The sequence below is a fragment of the bacterium genome (assembly GCA_021372775.1).
Taxonomy (GTDB): domain Bacteria; phylum Acidobacteriota; class Polarisedimenticolia; order J045; family J045; genus JAJFTU01.
The window spans coordinates 1-1,723 of the sequence record JAJFTU010000355.1 but is presented as its reverse complement, the minus strand read 5'-3'; the positions used below and the strand labels follow the sequence as shown (position 1 = coordinate 1,723).

The 1,723-nt window shown below is 74.6% G+C and carries 1 protein-coding gene; it reads right to left on the bottom strand.

Features of this window, described 5'->3' with window-relative positions:
* Positions 1-1,466, bottom strand: a 1,466-nt coding sequence (locus LLG88_11740; protein MCE5247572.1) for a hypothetical protein, incomplete at its 3' end; no start/stop codon positions are given.
* Positions 1,467-1,723 lie beyond the last annotated feature (257 nt).

Here is a 1,723-nt window from a genome sequence, read left to right as displayed (position 1 = left end):
GGGCCGGTGAGGCGCAGCCACTCGTCGAGCACGTCGCGCAGCCGGTCCACCTCCTCCCGCACGACGGCGAGCCGCTCGAGCGACGACGGATCGACGTCCGGCCCGCGGGCCAGCTTCCGCCGCAGCGTCTCGACGTGGACGGCGATCGCGCCGAGCGGGTTCTTGACCTCGTGCGCCACCGCGCCGGTCAGGCCGGCGATCGCCTGCAGCCGGGACGCCTCGCGCAGGCTCCGCTCCAGCGCGGCGATCGAGGCGCGGTCCTTGAGGACGAGCATCAGCCCGACGGTCTGCGTCCCTTCGGCGAGGACGTAGGCGGTCGCCTGGACATCGATCGCGCCGCCGTGGGGCAGCGCGAGCGCCAACGTCATGTCGCGCACCGCGCTGCGCCGCTCAAGCCCGCGGCGGACGATCGTCGCCAGCTCCGGGTTGAGCGCCAGCAGCCGCTCCACGAACGCCGGGACGGGCGCCGCGCCGGCCTCCTCCCAGCCGAGCATCTGCCGCGCCTGACGGTTCGTCATCGCCGAGCGCCCCTGCTCGTCGAAGAGCAGCACCCCTTCGCGCAGCGCCTCCGACAAGGCGGAGAGCAGCGCGTCGTCGCGCCGCGCCGTCCCCTGCAGCGATTCCAGCCGGGCCTCGATCACCGAGAGCGCGCGCCCGACGACGCCGCGCCGCTCGTCCGGCTCGAGCGGCCGCCCCTTCGCCACGTCCGCGAGGCGCCGCGCCACGACCGCGACCTCGTACGTCGCCAGGGCCCCGAAGGCGACGCCGAGCGCCGCGAGCAGCGCGGCGAGCAGCGGGCCCCACATCCGCGGCGTCAGGGCCACCCTGGCCACCGGCGCCGCGGGAGGCGCGGCGATCGCGCCGCCGACGTAGCGCAGCCGCACGAAGCCGATCAACGCGCCGCGCGCGTTCGGCACAGCGGCCGTCAGCTCGAAGACCGCCTGCCCGTCGCTCCGCTCCCCCTCGATCCGCCGCACCTGCGGCTTCCTGAGCGCGGCGTCGAACAGCGCCGCGTCCGGCGGGCGGGCGAACCGCGCGCCGACGACGAGCGGATCGGAGGCGGCGACGATCTTCAGCTCGCGGTCCACGAGCAGCACCGACTCCAGCGGACCGACCGGCTGCGCGTGCCAGACCGGCTCGTCGTCGCGCCCGTAGACGAACTGCCACATTCGCCGCTGCAGCTGCCGGTAGAGGGGCGACCCCTCCGCGACGTCGGCCAGCGACTCGACGTTCCAAAGAAACGGCGCGGCCATCTGCCGCGCCGACTCGCGCGAGACCTCGTCGAACCAGAGCGCGAGGCGCGCCTCGCGCGCGGCGTTCTGAAGCCGGAGCTCGCTCGCGACTTCACGCTCCATCGCGCGGCGATCGAGGACGGTCAGGTAGACGACGCCGGCGGAGACCACGCCGAGGACCCCCAACGCGATCGCCAGCCGGAGCCAAACGCGCGGGCGCGCGGGCTCGGCCATCGTTCCCTCCGTCCGGCCGCGCTGAACACTCGCGAATCCGCGCGGCGCCGGACGGACCTATTACACCCGCGATCGCCCAGTTTGCCAAGCGGGCTTACTCGGGAATTTCGGCCCGTTTCAGCAGCGCGACGAGCAGGTCGGCCTGATGGCGCGCGTCGGCGTCGGCGCGGTGCAGCGTCGCCTCGTCCTGCAGGGCGAGGCCGAGCGCGGGGACGATCCGCTCCTTGTTCGTCTCGTCCCACGGCACGCGCAGCACG